The organism is Croceitalea sp. MTPC6 (assembly GCF_036985525.1).
In the GTDB taxonomy this organism is placed as follows: domain Bacteria; phylum Bacteroidota; class Bacteroidia; order Flavobacteriales; family Flavobacteriaceae; genus Croceitalea.
Genome location: NZ_BTGR01000003.1, coordinates 408,618 through 424,877, shown reverse-complemented (window position 1 = coordinate 424,877; position 16,260 = coordinate 408,618). Strand labels below are relative to the sequence as shown.

The window sequence follows — 16,260 nt, the reverse complement described above, 5'->3', positions numbered from 1 at the left end:
AAATACGGGGATAGGACTGTTATTACCTACTTATTTTACAACTAATTGAATAGTCTCCTTACCGCGTTGCTCTACTAAAATGGAATATCCATTTAATATTTTTTCAACCGAGTTTTCGTCAAAATGTCGTATTGTGTAGAGTGAGACCCCTTCTTCACAGGTCACTTTAAATTTTTTCTTTAATACTGAAAGTATTTCCTTAAGGCCTCCAAACTTATTATCCAAACAGACTGAAAAACTAATTGCCGAATTTTGAATTAGGTCTACCTTAAGTCTATGGTCATGAAACAGTTTAAAGATTTCGCTCATATTCTCCTCCACAATAAAAGAGAAGTCCAGCGAAGACAATTTGAGCAGTACTTGGTCTCGCTTTACTATAAAACATGGTATCTCTGGGGAAATCTTAGTTCCCTTACCCACAGTAGTACCTGTTTCCTTAGGGCTTAAAAAAGATTTTACTTGCAAAGGTATTTCCTTGCCTTGCAATGGCTGTAAGGTTTTGGGATGGATTACTGATGCTCCATAAAATGCCAATTCTATGGCCTCTCTATATGAAATTTCATTTAGCAGTTCCGTCTCCTCAAAATGTCTTGGGTCCGCATTCAAAACTCCGGGAACATCTTTCCAAATAGTGACCGATTCCGCATTTAAACAATATGCAAAAATTGCTGCAGTATAATCTGAACCTTCGCGCCCAAGAGTTGTAGTAAAGTTATTTTCATCACTACCCAAAAATCCTTGGGTGATATTCAATTTACTCCTATCGACCTTGGAGTTTATTTCTTCTTGTGTTCTTTCCCAATTTACCTGTGCATCACGATAACTATTATCCGTTTTAATTAATTCCCTTACATCTATCCATTTATTTTCCAGTTCCATTTCATTCAAATAGGCACTGACAATAGTGGTGGATAATAATTCCCCATAACCAACTACTTGATCATAAACGAAGGAGTATTTTGGGGACTTATTCCACATTAAAAACCCTCTGAACTCTTCAATCAGAGCATTTACCCTGTTGTGTATCTCATGATTTCTAACTTCAAAAAGGTCATTTATTATTACCTTATGACCATCTTTGACTTCATCTATAGCCTCTTCCAGACCTTTTTTATCATCAAAATAGCGGTTCACCACTTTTTCCATCGCGTTGGTTGTTTTACCCATCGCAGAAATCACAACTAAAGTATTTTGGTGCCCTACTTCTTTAAGTACCTTGACTACATTTTTTACTCCATCTGCATCTTTAACGGATGCTCCTCCAAATTTGAATATTTTCATGTATTTTCTATAAATCTTTTTATTCCTTCTGCATTAAGCTGAACCACATCCCAATCACGCATAACATTGGCACCTTTACTTTCATAAAACTTTATCGCAGGCTCATTCCAATCCAATACTTCCCAACTAATTCTTTTAACGCCAAGGCCATAACCATATTTTACAACTTCAGTAAGAAGTGCAGAACCTAAACCACTGCCTCTCATTCTCTCTGTAACTATTAAATCCTCCAAATGTAGCACAGGTCCTTGCCAAGTAGAATATCTTGGATAAACCAATGCCATTCCCACAATTTCTTTATCCGCTTCTGCCACAAAACAGTTATATAATGGTTTTTCTCCAAAACCAGCATCAATCAAATCTTCTAATGTTACTTCAACCGAATTAGGCTCCTTCTCGAATAAGGCCAACTCCTGAATTAACCCATGAACCATTGCCATATCTCTTTTAGTGGCTTCTCTGATAGTAAAATCCATATGTGTTACAAATAAAACACAAAGTTATAAATATCTAAAACTAATCAATAACGAAATCGATGTAGTATCACAAAATGAGCGATATTTGTGGTCAAAATATAATGTAACCTAGATGACCAAAAGAAATCAAACCCTTGGAGAATTTATAATTGAAAATCAGTCTTCATTTCAATACTCCTCGGGAGAACTTTCCAAATTAATCAATGCCATAAGACTAGCGGCAAAAGTGGTAAATCATGAGGTTAATAAAGCTGGGCTTATAGATATTATTGGACAAGCTGGAGACACCAATATTCAAGGTGAGGAACAGCAAAAACTAGATGTTTTTGCCAATGAGAAATTTATCCAAACCCTTACTAACAGAGAAATTGTTTGCGGTATCGCATCTGAAGAAGAGGATTCTTTTATTTCTATAAACAGTAATGATGAAAAGCACCAAAATAAGTATGTTGTTTTGATTGACCCTCTTGATGGCTCTTCAAATATTGATGTTAATGTATCTGTCGGAACAATTTTCTCAATTTATAGACGTGTTACTCCAGTTGGGACTCCTGTCCAGCTTGAAGATTTTTTACAGCCAGGAAACCAACAAGTGGCAGCGGGCTATGTGGTCTATGGAACTTCAACCATGTTGGTCTATACTACCGGTGCAGGTGTAAATGGCTTTACGCTGAACCCAGCACTAGGAACATTTTATTTATCCCACCCCAAGATGCAATTCCCTGAAGATGGCAAAATATATTCAGTCAATGAAGGCAATTATATTCACTTTTTACAGGGAGTGAAAGATTACATTAAATATTGCCAAGAGGAGGAAGGAGACAGACCATATACCTCACGATATATTGGGTCTTTGGTCTCTGACTTTCATAGGAATATGATCAAAGGAGGAATCTATATGTACCCCAAGAGCAGTATTACTCAAGCTGGCAAACTACGATTGTTGTATGAATGCAATCCAATGGCATTTATTGCAGAGCAAGCTAACGGACTAGCAACTGGAGGTAAAAACCGTATTTTGGATATTCAGCCAACAGAGCTCCATCAACGAGTGCCTTTTTTCTGCGGAAGTAAAAATATGGTATTAAAACTACAGGAGTTTTTGGACAAGCACCATTAAGCTACTTATCCATTAAGTATTGATAATCTTCAAAGGCTATTCTACCACAAAAAATATCGTAGGTCTTTTGAATGATTTTTTCAGCTGTATCTGGTGCATAACCTAAGCCTATGGCATAACGCTCTATTAGCTGTTTTTGACCCTCATCAATAGATTGGTCAGCAAACGCCATCTGAAAGAATTCGAAAAGACGCTTTAGTCTCTTTTCCCCGCTATGAGGTGTCTCGATTGGATATCTGTTATCCTTTTTCATCACCTCTTTATATTCAGCATCACTAATATTAAGCTTAAACGCAAATTTATCTAGAACTGCTTTTTCCTCAGGGTTTATCTCACCATCAACTGCGGCCAAACTTGCTAATGTTGCAAAATGGGCTAAATTCTTTTTATGACCTCCGTGTTCGTATAAATCTAAAATTGGCATGTATTAAAATTTGTTGCGCAAATATAATTTTAAAGTATAAAAAATACGGTAATAATCCCCAAAAGAAATTTGTAAATTCACTTTGCTATGAAAGTACCCTTACTTCAATTTACGAGCAAAGGAATTTATTGCCAAGAAGCAGATGTCTATCTAGACCCATGGAAGCCTGTAGACAAAGCCATTATATCACACGGGCATGCCGATCATAGTCGATGGGGTCACAAAAATTATATATCACATCATCGTAATGTTCCTATTGTCAAACATAGACTGGGAGAAGTAAATATTACTGGAAAAGAATGGGGAGAAAATTTTATTGTAAATGGGGTTAAATTTAGTTTGCATCCTGCAGGACATATTATTGGTTCTTCACAAATACGTGTGGAACACAAAGGGGAAGTTTGGGTGTTTACAGGCGATTATAAACTAGAAGATGATGGTGTTGCCACTCCATATAAAAACATCAAATGCCACACCTTCATTACGGAATGCACTTTCGGATTGCCCGCCTTTCTTTGGACACCACAACAGGAAGTTTTTAACGATATTAATACCTGGTGGGCAGAAAATAAAGCTAATGGACAAACCTCTGTACTCTTCGGATATTCTTTGGGTAAAGCACAGCGTCTATTAAAGCATTTAGACCCTTCTATAGGCAAAATATACACCCATGGAGCTGTAGAAAACATGACTGAAGTATTAAGGTCTTTAGTTGATTTTCCCGAAACGGAATTAATCACCAGAGACACCAAAAAGGAAGACATAAAAGGTAATATCGTGATTGCCCCACCTTCTGCACATGGCAGCACCTGGATTAGAAAAATGACCCCCTTTGTTACCGCTTCTGCAAGTGGATGGATGGCTTTTCGCGGTGCTAGGCGAAGACGTGCCATTGATAAGGGTTTTGTATTGAGTGATCATTGTGATTGGCCAGATTTACTTACTGCCATAAAAAATACTGGTGCAGAAAAAATTATTTGCACTCATGGCTATACGGATATCTTTTCCAAGTATTTAAGAGAGCTGGGTTATGATGCCCGAACCGAGCAAACACAATACGAAGGAGAATTAGCAGAACTAAATACTTCTGAAAATTCAAAAGCTGAGGTTGGATGAAGAAATTTGCACAGCTTATAAAAAAACTGGACAGTACTAATAAGACCAATGTCAAAGTAAACGCTCTGTCAGCATACTTCATAGATGCTAACGATGATGATAAAGTTTGGACAATCGCTATTCTCTCCCATCGCAGACCTCCTAGACCGGTAAACACAACATTACTTCGCGAATGGGCTGCTGAACTTTCGAATATTCCTTTATGGTTATTTGAAGAGAGCTACCATATCGTTGGCGATTTAGCTGAAACTATTGCCTTAGTAGTTCCAGCAGGGGAAAAAACTACTACTAAAAGTCTGACTGAATTTTTGCAAGAAATGATTGCTCTTAAACCAAAATCGGAGGCAGATAAAAAGGCATATCTGTTTGAAAATTGGAGTCAACTTAATTATTACGAACGTTTTGTGTTCACCAAATTGATAACCGGTGGATTTCGTATTGGAGTAAGTCAGAAATTAATGACCAGAGCTTTATCAAAAGCTACCGGTATTGATGAAGATGTGCTCGCATATAAATTAATGGGCAATTGGAATCCAAATAAAATTACATTTCAAGAGCTGATTTTAGAAGAAAATGAAAGCGACTACTTATCCAAACCTTACCCATTTTATTTGGCCTATGCCGTAGAAGGTGATGTGAAAGATTTGGGCAATGTAACAGACTGGTCTTTTGAACATAAATGGGATGGTATTCGTTGCCAAGTTATTATTAGAAATGGTGAGCTTTTTGTGTGGAGCCGCGGTGAAGAACTAGTGACCGATAAATATCCAGAATTTCAACAATTCGTTGGTAATATTCCTAATGGAACTGTCTTGGACGGCGAACTACTTCCTTACCCGAATGGCGAAATCGGAACTTTTAACGATTTACAAACCCGTATTGGGCGGAAAACAGTTTCCAAAAATCTATTGGCTAAAACTCCTGTGGTGCTAAAAGCGTATGATGTATTGGAGTGGAAAGGGGAAGACATTCGGGCAAAGCCATTTGTAGAACGAAGGGAAATACTTGAAAGACTATGCTCCAAAGTAATCAGTTCTGACTGTGATCCTGATCCCGTCGAAGGAGAAGGTCAGAAATCTAAAAAAGAACAAACTTCAAAAAAAGATTTCTCACATTCGTTCGAAATGACGAAAACACCATTACTTCTCTCCGATAGGATGCAATTCAATTCTTGGGATGAGGCAGCTAAAGAACGGGAACTTTCAAGAGAAAAAAGGAGTGAAGGACTTATGCTCAAAAAACTGGATTCACCATACCAAGTGGGTCGTAAAAAAGGAGATTGGTGGAAATGGAAAATTGACCCGCTCACCATAGATGCGGTCCTTACTTATGCCATGCGCGGTCATGGTCGCCGAAGCAACTTATTTACGGATTATACTTTTGCCCTTTGGCAAGAAAAAGAAGAGGGTGAAAAAGAACTGGTTACTTTCGCAAAAGCCTATTCTGGACTTACGGATAAAGAATTTAAGGAGGTCGATGCTTGGATAAAGAAAAATACTTTGGAACGTTTTGGCCCAGTACGGAGTGTAACGCCACACCATGTATTTGAAATTGCCTTTGAAGGTATTGCTTTGTCTAAAAGACATAAAAGCGGAGTCGCAACTCGTTTTCCCCGTATTTTAAAGTGGAGAAAAGATAAAAAGATTGAAGAAGCAAATTCTATTGAAGATTTAAAAACACTAATTCCGAGCGGAGCGAAGGAATCTGCCAATCAATCAACCTGAAACCTAATTCTATAGGACAAACCATACCGTATAGAAGCCAAATAGAAAGACGATATATTTATTGTTTAAGAGAGCATTAAATAGAAGACGGATTTTTTTCCCCGCGCTCGAAACTTATTTATGAATGGATATTGCTACATACTGACCAATAAAAACAATACAGTACTCTACGTAGGAGCTACAAATGACATTCAGCGAAGAATTAGGGAACATAAAACTGGAAAATATGCCAAGGCGTTTACCAAAAGGTATAATTGTTATTTGTTAGTTTATTTTGAAGAATTCGAACAAGTAAATGAGGCTTTTGAAAGAGAGAAACAACTAAAAGCTGGTAATCGAAAACGTAAAGAAGAATTAATTAACTCATCCAATCCTAATTGGTTGGACTTATCTTTGGAATGGTAGTAAAAAAGAAGTAAAACTTGAAATCGAAAACGCTTCAACAGATTACTTCGCTTCGCTCGTAATATGAACAGACAACAACTTTTTGATATCGCCCAAAACTGGTTTGCTAAACAAAACTGGAAACCTTTTGCGTTTCAAAAAGAAAGTTGGAAAGCCTTTTTACAGGGGAAACACGGTTTACTGAATGCCCCAACCGGAAGCGGCAAAACCTACGCACTTTGGTTTCCAATTGTATTAAATTACATCAAAAACAATTCCGATTATAAGACCACGCACAAGAAGGGGTTAAAAGCTATTTGGATTACCCCATTAAGAGCACTATCACAAGAAATAAAGCAATCGGCAGAACGAATCACACAAGATTTAGAAACTCAAATGACCGTTGGTATCCGCACTGGTGATACCTCAACCAAGGAACGTACACGGCAAAAAACTACTATGCCTGATTTATTGATCACTACTCCAGAAAGTTTACAATTGCTGCTTTCCTCAAAAGGTTATAATAAAGTATTCAAAGACTGTTCAGCAATTGTGGTAGACGAATGGCATGAACTTTTAGGCACTAAGCGAGGGGTTCAAATGGAATTGGGCTTGTCCCGCTTAAAAAGTATCTGTCCTAATCTTCGAGTTTGGGGAATTTCTGCAACCATCGGAAATCTAGAACAAGCGCGTCAAGTTCTACTTGGCCCTGAAACCCAAGCCTATGAAAATTCTGTATTAATCAAAGCTAAGCTTAACAAAAAGATTACTGTTAAAAGTATTATCCCTAAGGAAATGGAAACTTTCCCATGGCGCGGTCATTTGGGATTACGCTTATTAGAAGACGTTGTTCCTATTATCAATAATAGCAAGACAACACTTCTTTTTACCAATACCCGTAGCCAGTGCGAAATTTGGTTCCAAAAAATTTTGGAAAAGCATCCAGAATATGCCGGTGAAATGGCAATGCACCATGGTAGTGTAAACAAAGAAACTCGTCTTTGGGTAGAGCAGGCCATCCGTAATGAAAGTTTAAAAGCTGTAGTATGTACATCAAGTTTAGATTTAGGGGTTGATTTTGCTCCTGTAGAAACCGTAGTTCAGATTGGAGGCCCAAAAGGGGTAGCACGATTTTTACAACGTGCGGGTCGCAGTGGTCATCAACCAGGTATGGAAAGTGTGATTCATTTTTTACCTACACACGCCATGGAACTTATTGAAGCTTCTGCCATGCAGCAAGCGGTAAAAAACGCTGCTGTTGAGGATAGAATTCCCTATCTGAATAGTTTTGACGTACTGCTTCAGTATCTGACCACACTTGCCGTTTCCGATGGGTTTTATCCTGAAGAAATCTATCAGGAAATCAAACAAACTTTTTGTTATCAAGCGGTAACGGAAGACCAATGGCAATGGCTTCTGAACTTTCTGGTGATGGGTAGCCAAAGCCTAAAAACCTATGACGAGTACCAAAAAGTTGAAGTTGAATCAGATGGGAAATTCAAAGTCAACAATCGTGGAATTGCAATGCGCCATCGTTTTCAAATAGGGACTATTGTTGGAGACGCTTCTATTTCGGTGCGCTATCAAAAAGGAGGTTATATAGGTTCTATTGAGGAGTATTTTATTTCGAAATTGGCTCCAGGTGATGTATTTACATTCGCTGGTAGAAATCTAGAGTTTATCAGAATCAAAGGTATGCAGGCCCATGTTCGTAATTCTAGTAAGCGTACAAGTAAAGTTCCAAGTTGGATGGGTGGGCGATTGAGTTTTTCCGCTCAAATGTCCGAATTGCTGCGGCAAGAATTGTACACAGCAGAACTAGAGTTTTCTAAACAATCCAAAGAGATTAAATCGCTTGCTCCCATGTTTACAAAACAACGAGAAGAAAGTATTGTACCCAAACCCAATGAGTTTTTAATCGAGACCTTTAAAACCAGGGATGGATACCATCATATTTTTTATCCTTTTGAAGGTCGTGGCGTTCATGAAGCTATGAGCAGTCTCCTCGCCTACCGCATTAGCTTGCTTTCGCCTATTACTTGTTCATTGGCTTACAATGATTATGGGTTCGAATTACTTTCAGATAAACCTATAGAAATTCAAGAAGTTTTGGATAATGATCTTTTGACTACGGAATATATGCTATCCGATTTACAGAAGAGTCTGAACAGTAATGAAATGGCAAGAAGAAAGTTTCGTGACATTGCCGTAATTAGCGGAATGGTCTTTACTGGTTATCCTGATAAAGGGATAAAAATGAAACATTTACAAAGTAGCTCCCAACTGCTATTTGATGTTTTTAAAGATTTTGAAGATGATAATTTATTATATCAACAGGCATTTACCGAGACCTTTGAACATCAATTGGAAGAGGGGCGTTTACGAATGGCCTTAGAGCGTATTGCCGAACAGCAAATCGTTTGGAAACAATGTGAAAATCCTACACCTTTCTCATTTCCCATTATTACGGATAGATTACGCGAGAAACTATCCAGTGAGAAATTAGCGGACCGCATCAAAAGAATGACAAAGATTTTGACTAAATGACACAAAGTATTGACTTACAAAACCAAGAATTCATTCTCCATCACCATGGAGGTATTTTCTGGGTTGAAAAATCAATGCTGTTAATCAGTGATGTACATCTTGGAAAGGTAGCTCATTTTAGAAAGTTTGGCGCTGCTGTGCCCCAAAAAGCGATTCACAAAAACTTTATTTTGTTGGATGAAATAGTGAAGCATTTTCAACCTTTTCAAATCTGTTTTTTAGGAGATTTATTTCATTCTTCACTAAACAAAGAATGGCAGCTCTTTGAAAATTGGGTTGAAAAAACACCCTCTGAAATCATGTTGGTAGCAGGCAACCATGATATCATCGCTCCAGAGAAATTTGAGGCTTTGGGCATTCAGATTTTTCAAGAAATACTACTGGACAATTTCCTGCTAACGCATCATCCCGAAGAAAGGGAAAGCTTCTTTAATTTCTGTGGTCATATTCACCCTGCAATTAGATTACAAGGTTATGGTAGACAGCGCTTAAAGCTTTCCTGTTTTTTTAAGAAGAAACAGCAGCTTATCCTTCCGGCATTTGGCAAATTCACTGGCACTTACGTTTTGGAACCCACTAAAGAAGACGAAGTTTATGCCATCGTAGAAAATGAAGTAATTAAAGTTTAGATTGTCAGTTCGAGTGATTTTGAGGCACGATAAAATTGCATCGAGAACAGCTAGTAACTCTGGAATTATTAGTTTCACCAAAATATAGCTATGAAAAAAACTTTAGCAATACTCAACTTTACTTCTATCATACTTGTAATCGCAATCAATTATATATCACAAGTGCTACGTTTGAACGACACAACTATTGGAGAAATTAGTGGTAGATATGATAATCTTTTTACCCCAGCCAGTTATTCTTTTGCAATTTGGGGTATAATTTTTTTAGGACTAATCGTCTACGGTATTTTTCAAATACATAGAGCTTTTTTCAGTACCAAGGAAAGTAACTTTATAGAAAAAACAAGATATTGGTTTATTGTAGCCAATGTTTTGAATTCTGCTTGGGTTTTCGCATTTATTTATGATTACACAGGACTTTCTGTGCTTATTATGCTAGTCATTTTATTCGCTTTGATAAAGATTATTCTAAATACAAATATGGAACTTTGGGATGCTCCTGTTGAAGTTATTGCTTTTGTCTGGTGGCCCATTTGTATCTATAGCGGTTGGATAGCGGTAGCTACCATAGCAAACATCTCTGCTTATCTCACAAAGATTGGCTGGGATGGTAGTTTTCTATCGCAAGAAAGCTGGACGATAACAATGATAGTGGTTGCCACTCTTTTAAATCTACTTATGATTTGGAAACGTAACATGCGTGAGTTTGCTTTAGTAGGTGTTTGGGCACTGTTCGCTATTTATGTTCGACATAAAACCAACTACGAAACTATCGCCTATACTGCACTTATTGGTAGTATTATTCTTTTAGTTAGTACTGCCATTCATGGTTTTATAAATAGAAAAACAAATCCATTACAGAAACTATTGGAAAGAAGGTTAGAAAATTAAAAAAGACATTGCGCTCTTACCATACTGACCCTATATTTGCAGCAAAGTTTAAAGATTGACCAAATCTTCTGTTTTAGCTCTTTTTGAACGGTCTCCCCAATTACGAAAACTGCGGGATATCATATCCAATACCGTCACTTCGAGCGGAGTCGAGAAGTCTTCAAATCAAAAAATCTCTTTAAAAGGGCTTACTGGTTCTTCACTTTCATTTGCGATTTCTGATGTATTTAAGACCAGTGATTTACCGTTTTTGGTATTGCTAAACGACAAAGAAGAAGCCGCGTATTATTTAAATGATTTAGAGCAATTGATTGGTGAAAACGATGTGCTATTCTACCCTGGCAGTTATCGTAGGCCCTACCAAATTGAAGAAACCGACAATGCCAATGTTCTTCTGCGTGCCGAAGTTTTAAATCGTATCAACTCCAGAAAAAAACCTGCGGTCATTGTTACCTATCCAGATGCCCTTTTTGAAAAGGTAGTCACCAGAAAAGAGCTGGATAAAAATACCCTCAAAATAAAATTAGGAGACACACTTTCTCTTGAGTTTTTAAACGAGGTTCTTTTCGAATATCAATTTAAGCGTGTTGATTTTGTTACTGAACCTGGTGAATTTTCTGTTCGTGGGGGTATTGTAGATGTGTTTTCTTTTTCGCATGATGAACCTTATCGGATTGAATTTTTTGGGGATGAAGTGGATAGCATGAGAACCTTTGATGTAGAAACGCAACTGTCTACGGAAAAGGTTAAAAAGATTACGGTTATCCCTAATGTCGCAAACAAGGCAATCCATGAAAATCGAGAGAGCTTTTTAAAATACATTTCACCTAAAACGGTCATATTCTCCAAGAATCTGGATTTGGTTTACGGCAGAATCGATTCCAATTTTGAGAAAGCAAATGAGAGCTTTGGCAAGCTAAGTGAAGAAATAAAACATGCCAAACCGGAGGAGTTATTTTTGAATTCCGAGGTGCTAAAAGAGCAATTACGGGAGTTCAGTTTAGTTGAATTAGGCAACTCTTCTGTCACATTGAGCGCAGTCGAAATGAAGACAGAAGATTCTCAAAAATTTCTCGACTCCGCTCGAAATGACAGTCTAGAACACATTCAATTCAATATCAAACCGCAGCCTTCATTCAATAAAAAGTTTGATTTATTGATTGAAAACCTCAACGATAATCATTCCGCAGGGTATAAAAATTATATCTTTTGCTCCACAGAACAACAAGCCAAACGCTTTCATGATATTTTTGATGAGGCAGAACGCACAGTTCATTACAAAACCATAGTATTTCCACTATATCAAGGATTTATTGACAATGATTTAAAACTGGCCTGTTACACGGACCATCAAATCTTTGAACGTTACCATAAATTCCATCTGAAAAATGGCTACGCTAAAAAGCAGGCCATCACCCTTAAAGAACTCAATAAACTTGAAATTGGAGATTACGTAACCCACATAGATCACGGTATTGGAAAGTTTGGCGGACTCCAAAAAATAGACGTAGAGGGCAAAAAGCAGGAAGCAATAAAGTTAATGTATGGCGAGCGGGATATTCTTTACGTGAGCATACATTCGCTGCACAAAATCTCCAAGTTCAATGGTAAAGATGGAGCGCCACCTAAAATTTACAAACTGGGTTCTGGAGCTTGGAAAAAGATAAAAGACAAGACCAAGAGTCGTGTCAAAAAAATTGCGTTTGACCTCATCAAAATTTATGCAAAACGACGACTTGAAAAAGGATTCCAATATGCTCCTGACAGTTATTTGCAACATGAACTGGAGGCTTCTTTTATCTACGAAGACACACCAGACCAAGAAAAGTCAACTGCCGATGTAAAAAAAGACATGGAGAGCGAACGCCCCATGGACCGCCTTATTTGTGGTGATGTTGGTTTTGGTAAAACGGAAGTTGCCATAAGAGCTGCATTTAAAGCCGTAGATAATGGCAAACAAGTGGCCGTTTTAGTGCCTACGACCATTTTGGCTTTTCAGCATTCGAGAACGTTTAAAGAACGACTTAAAGAAATGCCGGTAACGGTGGATTACCTCAACCGATTCAGAACTGCAAAAGAAAAACGGGAAACCCTTGAACGACTTGCCGAAGGCAAAGTGGATATCATTATTGGCACGCACCAACTGGTCAATAAAAATGTAAAGTTCAAGGATTTAGGATTGTTGATTGTTGATGAAGAACAGAAGTTTGGCGTTGCTGTAAAAGACAAGCTAAAATCCATTAAGGAAAATGTAGATGTCTTGACTTTAACTGCTACGCCCATCCCAAGAACACTTCAGTTTAGTTTAATGGCAGCACGTGACCTTTCGGTGATTACCACACCACCGCCAAACCGATACCCTATTGAAAGTCGTGTGATTCGTTTTAACGAAGAAGTGATTCGTGATGCGGTTTCCTATGAAATTCAACGTGGCGGACAAGTGTTCTTTATTCATAACCGAATAGAGAATATTAAAGAAGTAGCAGGGATGCTACAGCGATTGGTGCCTGATGCTAAAATCGGTATTGGTCATGGCCAAATGGAAGGTAAAAAATTGGAAACCTTAATGCTCGCCTTTATGAACGGTGAGTTTGATGTTTTGGTTTCCACTACGATAGTAGAAAGTGGTTTGGACGTTACCAATGCCAACACCATTTTTATCCACAACGCCAACAATTTTGGCCTGAGTGATTTACACCAAATGCGTGGTCGTGTAGGGCGAAGCAATAAAAAAGCCTTCTGTTATTTTATCACTCCGCCATACGAGGTAATGACCACTGATGCACGTAAACGTATTGAAGCTTTAGAGCAATTCACGGAACTTGGTAGTGGATTTAATATTGCAATGAAGGATTTGGAGATTCGTGGTGCTGGGGATTTACTGGGCGGAGAACAAAGTGGCTTTATTAATGAAATTGGTTTTGAAACCTACCAAAAAATCTTGGCTGAAGCAATTGAAGAACTCAAAGAAAATGAGTTTAAAGAGTTGTATGAAGAGGTTGAAGGTGAAAAACCCAAGGTCTTTGTAAAAGAAACCCAATTGGATACAGATTTTGAGCTCCTCTTCCCAGATGATTATATCAATAATATTACTGAGCGACTTAATTTATACACCCAATTAAATACAGTTAAAGATGAAGAAGGTCTACAGAAATTTGAAACCGAATTGGTAGACCGTTTTGGGGAACTCCCCACCCAAGCAGTGGACTTGTTCAATTCAGTTCGTATTAAGTGGCTCGCCAACAGTATTGGTTTGGAAAAAGTGATTCTAAAGAAGAACAAATTTATTGGCTATTTCTTGTCCGATCAGCAATCGCCTTTTTACCAGACCGCAGCTTTTACCAAAGTTTTGCAGTATGTGCAAAGTCACCCACAGCAATGCCAGTTAAAAGAAAAACAAACCCGAAACGGATTACGTTTGCTATTAACTTTTGATAGGATTACGAGTGTGGAGAAAGCTTTGAGAGTATTAGAACCATTATCATTTCAAAAACTAGCAGAGGTTTAGTTTTTTGTTGAAAATTCGTACATTTCAACTAAACAAGCTAAACCAATCAAATGTTAAAAAAGAAGCTTACCAAATTAGTCGGTATAAAAAAAGAGCTGTTTGACACATTCATTGAAACCTCACAAATAAAAGCCCAGCCCGCCTTTCTTATTCCAACATTAAAAACTGGAGATGAAATGGCTCTGACTTCGATATTTCTATCATCAATTAGGTTAATAGATGAATTCAGAGAGGGAATATTTAAAGATATTAAGCTAAGCCGGTCTGGAAAACTATACTACTTCACAGAGGTAACATTTCCGGAAATCAGCTCAAATCGAATTGATGGGATGATTATTAATGTAACTTCTGGTAAGATTAAAGAAGCTGCTTTTTTTGAAATGAAGAGCAAAAACAATGGAATCGACAAAAATCAAGTTGAAACATATATAAGTGTTGCAAAAAAACTTGGGGTACAAACGATGGTTACTGTATCTAATGAGTTTGTTTCTGACCCATCACATTCACCTGTACAATTAAGAATACCTAAAAGTATATCTCTGTATCACCTCTCTTGGACATATCTGCTTACTAGAGGGCAATTATTATTATTTAAAAATGATTTTAACATTAAAGACGAAGATCAAATTGAAATAATGAGAGAAGTACTTTGTTATTTGGAAAGTCCTTTATCTGGAGTTCTTGGTTTTATGCAAATGAAACCTGGTTGGAAAGAAGTCTGCGAATACGTGAAAGCTGGAAAAAAATTAAGAATTAGTGATACAAATGTTGAAGAGGCAGTACTAAGTTGGCATGAGGAAGAAAAGGATGTCGCATTACTTCTCAGTAGAAAATTAGGTGTTCTTGTAAAATCAAGTTCTAAAAATCCAAATTCTTTAAAAGCAGATATTAAAAGATTAGTAGGTAGTTACACTCTTTTGGGAAGCCTTAGTGTAAAAAATTCTGTTTCAGATATAAAAGTGCGTTTAGATTTTGAGAAAAGAACAGTTTCGATGTCAGTAAAAATTATACCTCCTTTAAATAAAGGAACAGTAGCTAGAAATTCATGGATTGGAAAGCAACTTGAAAATTGTAGTAAAAAGAGTGAATTAGCATTTAATAGAATAAGTAAAAACGTGTGGCTTGAAGGAGATATAAAATTTGCAAGAGATAATATAAAAATTAAACTAACCGAGCTAGACCAACTAAACGAATTAACCAAAGGAAAAGAAGTTCAAGCTTATCATGTAACTTATTTATGTGACTTAGGTGTTTCATTCGCCAGTGTTAAAAAGTTTATCACATTAATGGATAAAATGGCTTTAGATTTTTATGAGGGTATTGTTCAAAATATGACTAATTGGAATAAACCTGCCCCAAAACTAGAACGGAGTTAATTTTTTTTGAGATTTCTCACATACTTTCGAAATGACTAAAACACCTCAAAGTCATTTCGACATGAGTTTCGATAACCATCGGGAACGATTGAGAAATCTAATCCCACAAATGTCAAAATGAGAAGCTGATTCCTTCGTTTCACTCGGAATTACGGCTTCATATATCCATACTTCCCTAAATGCTCAGGTTTATAGTAGTTGTACAATCCAGCAATAGCAGCCGTGTCCAAATCCTCTAGCATTACATCTCCATCTTCTAGAATAGATGACTCTGGTAGTATCAAATGCTCAATTTTACCAATGACCAGTCTGGTGTCATTACATTTTATAAGTTGCTCTTCTTGAAAAGACAGGCCTATTTTAATATGGCTTTCTGCCACAAAAGGAGCGTGAAAATCTTGGTGGTATTCTTCCGTTAATCCAACTGCATCAAACTCTGAAATTTCACGCTCATATTTGGCAGAAGTTTGATGCGCTTTTTTATGAATCGCCGTTGTTATTTGATTAATGGTATAAACTCCTGTTTCTTTAATGTTTTCATAGGTATGGCGCTCCACAGTCGTCGGACGCAAAATAAAACCTAAATACGGCGGGTTGGCCCCAATATGGACCACACTATTAAAAACCGCCAAATTAGTTTGGCCACTTTTTGATTTTGTCCCAATTAAATTAGCGGACTTAAACCCAGAAACCTTACTGATTAAGTTGGCGCGATACCGACTAGGCAATTGCACAATGTCATCGAAAGTGAGCGTCTTTGTCATGCTTCAATTTTCATCAAATA

13 protein-coding genes are annotated in these 16,260 nt (G+C 37.3%); 9 read left to right on the top strand and 4 right to left on the bottom strand.

The window, feature by feature from the left end:
- Window positions 1–30: 30 nt before the first annotated feature.
- Window positions 31–1,281 carry an aspartate kinase gene (locus tag AACP56_RS08610; protein WP_339338234.1) on the bottom strand — a complete coding sequence of 417 codons (1,251 nt, stop codon included), beginning with the start codon at window positions 1,279–1,281 and terminating at the stop codon, window positions 31–33.
- Complete coding sequence (locus AACP56_RS08605) at window positions 1,278–1,757, bottom strand: GNAT family N-acetyltransferase (protein WP_339338236.1); 480 nt, start codon at window positions 1,755–1,757, stop codon at window positions 1,278–1,280. Before AACP56_RS08605 ends, AACP56_RS08610 begins: the two co-directional genes overlap by 4 nt.
- Before the next feature lie 112 nt (window positions 1,758–1,869).
- Between AACP56_RS08605 and fbp the strand changes: the two genes are divergently transcribed.
- Window positions 1,870–2,877, top strand: a complete 1,008-nt coding sequence (gene fbp, locus AACP56_RS08600; RefSeq protein ID WP_339338238.1) for a class 1 fructose-bisphosphatase — start codon at window positions 1,870–1,872, stop codon at window positions 2,875–2,877.
- 1 nt (window position 2,878) lies between these two features.
- Here the strand turns inward: fbp and AACP56_RS08595 are convergent, their stop codons facing one another.
- Window positions 2,879–3,301 (bottom strand): TerB family tellurite resistance protein, encoded by a 423-nt coding sequence (locus tag AACP56_RS08595; protein ID WP_339338240.1) that lies wholly within the window; start codon window positions 3,299–3,301, stop codon window positions 2,879–2,881.
- 87 nt (window positions 3,302–3,388) lie between these two features.
- On the opposite strand from AACP56_RS08595, the gene AACP56_RS08590 reads away from it, so the two are divergent.
- The 8 genes from AACP56_RS08590 to AACP56_RS08555 all read left to right on the top strand — a co-directional run bounded on the left by AACP56_RS08590 (window position 3,389) and on the right by AACP56_RS08555 (window position 15,476).
- Window positions 3,389–4,417 carry a ligase-associated DNA damage response exonuclease gene (locus tag AACP56_RS08590; RefSeq protein WP_339338242.1) on the top strand — a complete coding sequence of 343 codons (1,029 nt, stop codon included), beginning with the start codon at window positions 3,389–3,391 and terminating at the stop codon, window positions 4,415–4,417.
- Window positions 4,414–6,141 (top strand): ATP-dependent DNA ligase, encoded by a 1,728-nt coding sequence (locus AACP56_RS08585; RefSeq protein WP_339338244.1) that lies wholly within the window; start codon window positions 4,414–4,416, stop codon window positions 6,139–6,141. Before AACP56_RS08590 ends, AACP56_RS08585 begins: the two co-directional genes overlap by 4 nt.
- 120 nt (window positions 6,142–6,261) lie before the next feature.
- Window positions 6,262–6,546 (top strand): GIY-YIG nuclease family protein, encoded by a 285-nt coding sequence (locus AACP56_RS08580; protein WP_339338246.1) that lies wholly within the window; start codon window positions 6,262–6,264, stop codon window positions 6,544–6,546.
- A 63-nt stretch (window positions 6,547–6,609) separates the two neighbouring features.
- Window positions 6,610–9,072: a ligase-associated DNA damage response DEXH box helicase gene (locus AACP56_RS08575; RefSeq protein WP_339338248.1), complete on the top strand. Its 2,463-nt coding sequence runs from the start codon at window positions 6,610–6,612 to the stop codon at window positions 9,070–9,072.
- Window positions 9,069–9,701: a ligase-associated DNA damage response endonuclease PdeM gene (gene pdeM, locus AACP56_RS08570; RefSeq protein WP_339338250.1), complete on the top strand. Its 633-nt coding sequence runs from the start codon at window positions 9,069–9,071 to the stop codon at window positions 9,699–9,701. Before AACP56_RS08575 ends, pdeM begins: the two co-directional genes overlap by 4 nt.
- A 90-nt stretch (window positions 9,702–9,791) precedes the next feature.
- On the top strand, window positions 9,792–10,592 hold the full coding sequence (locus tag AACP56_RS08565) for a tryptophan-rich sensory protein (protein WP_339338252.1): 801 nt from the start codon (window positions 9,792–9,794) through the stop codon (window positions 10,590–10,592).
- 55 nt (window positions 10,593–10,647) lie between these two features.
- Entirely contained in the window at window positions 10,648–14,100 is a 3,453-nt protein-coding gene (mfd, locus tag AACP56_RS08560; protein ID WP_339338254.1) for a transcription-repair coupling factor, read from the top strand.
- A gap of 50 nt (window positions 14,101–14,150) precedes the next feature.
- Window positions 14,151–15,476, top strand: coding sequence for a hypothetical protein (locus AACP56_RS08555; RefSeq protein ID WP_339338256.1), 1,326 nt, complete (start codon window positions 14,151–14,153; stop codon window positions 15,474–15,476).
- Between the two features lie 149 nt (window positions 15,477–15,625).
- Here the strand turns inward: AACP56_RS08555 and AACP56_RS08550 are convergent, their stop codons facing one another.
- Entirely contained in the window at window positions 15,626–16,240 is a 615-nt protein-coding gene (locus AACP56_RS08550) for a flavin reductase family protein (RefSeq protein ID WP_339338258.1), read from the bottom strand.
- Between the last annotated feature and the right edge of the window lie 20 nt (window positions 16,241–16,260).